The sequence below is a fragment of the Vicinamibacteria bacterium genome, from assembly GCA_035620555.1.
Taxonomy (GTDB): Bacteria; Acidobacteriota; Vicinamibacteria; order Marinacidobacterales; family SMYC01; genus DASPGQ01.
This window is the reverse complement of record DASPGQ010000531.1, coordinates 1-3,138: the sequence shown is the minus strand read 5'-3', so window position 1 is coordinate 3,138 and position 3,138 is coordinate 1. Positions and strand designations below refer to the sequence as shown.

The following is a 3,138-nucleotide window of genomic DNA, read 5'->3' as shown; positions in this document are numbered from 1 at the left end:
ATTCTCTTCAGCGTCGTCATCGTCGTCGAGTCCTCTTGCGTCGCGGGGTTCGTTGCCATTGGCGGGGAGTGTACGAAGGCGCGGATGACAGGAAGATGACAGCGAGAGGTTGACCTTGGACCGATTGGTGACTAGTGTAGTCATATGAAAGTCGCTGGCGTCGCGATGCTCAAATCCCGCTTGTCGGAGCTCCTTGCCGCGGTGAAGGCCGGCGAGGAGGTCTCCGTGACCGAGCGCGGACGGCCGATTGCGCGAATCGTGCCGATCTCTCCCGCGGACCCGGAGGAGGGTCGGCTGGCGGAGCTCGAGCGGACAGGACTCCTGAAACGCCCGACGAGACCCCTCGACGCGTCGTTCCGGAGGCTCGCTCGAGGCCGCGACGCCGCGGCCTCGGTGCGGGCGGCGTTGGCCGCGGAACGCGAGGAGTCCTGGTGGAGGTTTCGCTTCAGCTTGCTGCGGCCCTGACCTGGTGTCTCGAGCGTCCTTCAGGATCCGAGTTCGTCTGCCTCGATCACCGACTGCGCCAGGCGGCTCAGGGGGAGGGGGTTCGTGGTCCTTCCAACGGCCATGGAGTGATCGTCGGGAACGCTCGACCCTCCTAAAGGCGTGCCGCATCTACGGTCTGACTGAGGGCGCTGGCACCGAGGACGATAGTCAGAGCTTCACGTCGTCCGACCCCAGGAACACCAAGAGCTCGTAGTTGCGTTCGCACCACGATGCGGAATAAAGGTGTCCGCCGTCTTCCAGGTTCTGAACCGTCTCGGCGCAACACTTTCGAACGAGGGCTTTGACCTCTGCCGCTGTCTTCCCCTCGGCGAAGCTGCGATCGATCAGAGAATCGCATTCGAGAACCTGTTCCTCCAGGTCGTCGTTGTTGAGAAAGAAGCTGAAGAGCCCCTTGTAACCGACGAAGAGCCGGCAGCCGTCCTGTCGCAGCTCGGGTCCGAGGCCTTCGGCCGCCCAGCAGGACAAGAGGTGGACGATTTTGCCGGCGAAGTCGTCGTTGTGGTCGCCGTGGAGAAGGGCAGTACCATTCGTGGGGCGATCGAGGAAGGCGCGCTTGACTCCGTGACCGGATCCGGTGACGTAGACGACCTCCGCGTTCTGCAAAGCCGGTTTGATCTTGGTTCTTTCCGCAAGCTGGCCATCGAGCATTGCGATCTGAAGATCTCCGACATGGGGATAGACTCTCTGGCGGCGATGTTGATAAGTGGCGCTCGCCACTGGATCTCTTGCCGGCTCTATAGCCACGACCCACTTAGCCATGTCCATTTCTCCTAGTCGCCCGGTCTGGAAGAGGCCAGCCTTTCTCGGTCGAGGCCCTGCGCAGGACGCGAGCGATCGTCCTGCCCTCGACGTCGAGGAGAGCCCGGCCCACGTCGCTGGCCGGATCCGCGATCGCCGCGATCGCCCGATCCTTGTCAATCTCGCCGACGCCGAGCATGCCGATGAGGAACTCCTCCTGCGCGGCCACGCGGTCGGCCGTCAAGTCTTGAAGCTGCCTCTCGCTGAGCTGCTCGGGCCAAAGGAAATCGGGCTCGTCGCGATCCAGGAGCTCCCGCAGCCGCAACTTGCGGCCGTCGATGGAGAAGGTCACCGGCAAATCCATCTGATCCTTGGGAATGGATCGATACTTCGCGTCGAATCGGTCTTCGTCCATCTTTCACCTCCATCCGAAACGTTTGCGTCAGGTATGCATCTTCATGGGCGAGCAGCCGACCTCCCCTGGGCCGAGGTGGGCCACGTGCGTATCCCCGGATGGCGGTGAGCAGGTCGCATTGGGAACAGGTACGGGGCGCATACTGGGACGATTCTTGGATAAGTCGTAATAGGCCAGGTTGTGACTTTCCGTGCGATCGTCGTGAGACGCCGGCAGCATGGCCGGATAGTTGGAAATGGAGAGCACGGGCTCGATGATATTCCCCTCACCATCGGTTACCGATATCAATTCCAGAGTTTTTACATCGGTGCGGTCGAACGAACGGGCCTCGAGAACGATGGAATCGGCTTCGACGTCTAGAATATACCGAAACCAGTTAGAAAACTTCTTGGCGTAGCAATCCTCGCCATCGAGTGGGGGGTGAAAGCTCCACTCCGTTGGTAATTGCGACTTCTTGGGACACGTCACCTTACCCTCTCCGAGCCTCACGCGGGCGGAAATGGGCATGGGCTGGGGGCTCGTGCCGAGGCAGGCGGGATCAATCTCGCCGGCGTGAGCCGTCTCGTCCAGATCCGGCAACGTATCCAGACGGACCTTGAGTGCGTCCGTGCCGGGATCGCGGTCATCTGGACGAATCGTCAGCACCCGTCCTCTCAGAGAACAGACACAGAGCAGAGCGCCGCCGTTCGGTAGCTGGAACGTCGAGTGCTCATGATCGGAAGCGCTCTCCAGATTGGCATGAGCAAAGACCAACAGCGGATCATGTCGACGCGTCGAATAGCGCGTCTTCTCCGCAGCCAGAAGGAGCACGTCCACATTCTTGGCTTTCGTGTCCTTCTTGGCATCCCGAACCACCGCACAAAGACCGTAGAAATCGATCGTGAGTTTCATGAATTCTCCTTTCCAAGGGTGCTGAGATCATAAACCACCGATGAACTGGAACGCCGCCCAGACGTCAGGACGACGCCGCATCTCTTCGCTCGTGTCGAGAAACTCGACCTGGGCCGAGCGCAGCGCCTCGGCGGGCAGCATTCCGGAGGCCAGCAAGCGATGGAAAGCCACGAGGAGAGACGTGCTGGCCTCATCGTCGACGTCCCACAGGCTGGCGACGACCGCGGACGCGCCGGCGGCGAGGAATGGCCGGGCAAGGCTCAGGACTCCTTCGCCGACCGAGATCTCACCTGTCGCCGTGCTGCACGCCGCCAGCACCACCAGGCGGGTGCGCGACAGATCCAGGTTCTGAATTTCGTGCGCCGCGAGAACGCCACTGTCGCCGCTTCCGGGCGCTAAGACCAAAAATGAGAGCATCGGCAACTCGGGATTCGTGACCGCGTGTCCTGCGAAGTGGATCAACTGCGCCTTGCGAACGCCGGCGAGGAAACGCTCCTGGGTAGCGACCGGTCCGAGGAGGATCTCGGAGCCCTCGTGCCAGCGCGCGATCCGGATCGCTTCGTCCGCGGCACCCTGAAGCCGCGGAA

At 61.9% G+C, this 3,138-nt stretch carries 5 protein-coding genes; 1 reads left to right on the top strand and 4 read right to left on the bottom strand.

Translation table 11 applies throughout. The features are described from left to right. The first annotated feature begins 144 nt into the window (after positions 1-144). Positions 145-465: a type II toxin-antitoxin system prevent-host-death family antitoxin gene (locus VEK15_21610; protein ID HXV63311.1), complete on the top strand. Its 321-nt coding sequence runs from the start codon at positions 145-147 to the stop codon at positions 463-465. Between the two features lie 189 nt (positions 466-654). Here VEK15_21610 and VEK15_21605 read toward each other — a convergent pair whose 3' ends face one another. The 4 genes from VEK15_21605 to VEK15_21590 all read right to left on the bottom strand — a co-directional run. Further along, positions 655-1,266, bottom strand: coding sequence for a hypothetical protein (locus tag VEK15_21605; GenBank protein ID HXV63310.1), 612 nt, complete (start codon positions 1,264-1,266; stop codon positions 655-657). Then, entirely contained in the window at positions 1,259-1,660 is a 402-nt protein-coding gene (locus VEK15_21600) for a hypothetical protein (protein HXV63309.1), read from the bottom strand. The genes VEK15_21605 and VEK15_21600 overlap by 8 nt, the downstream gene beginning before the upstream one ends. Positions 1,661-1,687: 27 nt before the next feature. After that, positions 1,688-2,551, bottom strand: coding sequence for a hypothetical protein (locus VEK15_21595; protein HXV63308.1), 864 nt, complete (start codon positions 2,549-2,551; stop codon positions 1,688-1,690). Positions 2,552-2,578: 27 nt separating this feature from the next. Beyond that, a partial coding sequence (locus VEK15_21590; GenBank protein ID HXV63307.1) for a CHAT domain-containing protein occupies positions 2,579-3,138 on the bottom strand: 560 nt, incomplete at its 5' end.

What these genes read in the sequence shown, in the direction of transcription:
- VEK15_21610 (HXV63311.1), top strand. Translation starts at nt 145, where the DNA reads ATGAAAGTCGCTGGCGTCGCGATGCTCAAATCCCGCTTGTCGGAGCTC.
- VEK15_21605 (HXV63310.1), bottom strand. Translation starts at nt 1,266, where the DNA reads ATGGCTAAGTGGGTCGTGGCTATAGAGCCGGCAAGAGATCCAGTGGCG.
- VEK15_21600 (HXV63309.1), bottom strand. Translation starts at nt 1,660, where the DNA reads ATGGACGAAGACCGATTCGACGCGAAGTATCGATCCATTCCCAAGGAT.
- VEK15_21595 (HXV63308.1), bottom strand. Translation starts at nt 2,551, where the DNA reads ATGAAACTCACGATCGATTTCTACGGTCTTTGTGCGGTGGTTCGGGAT.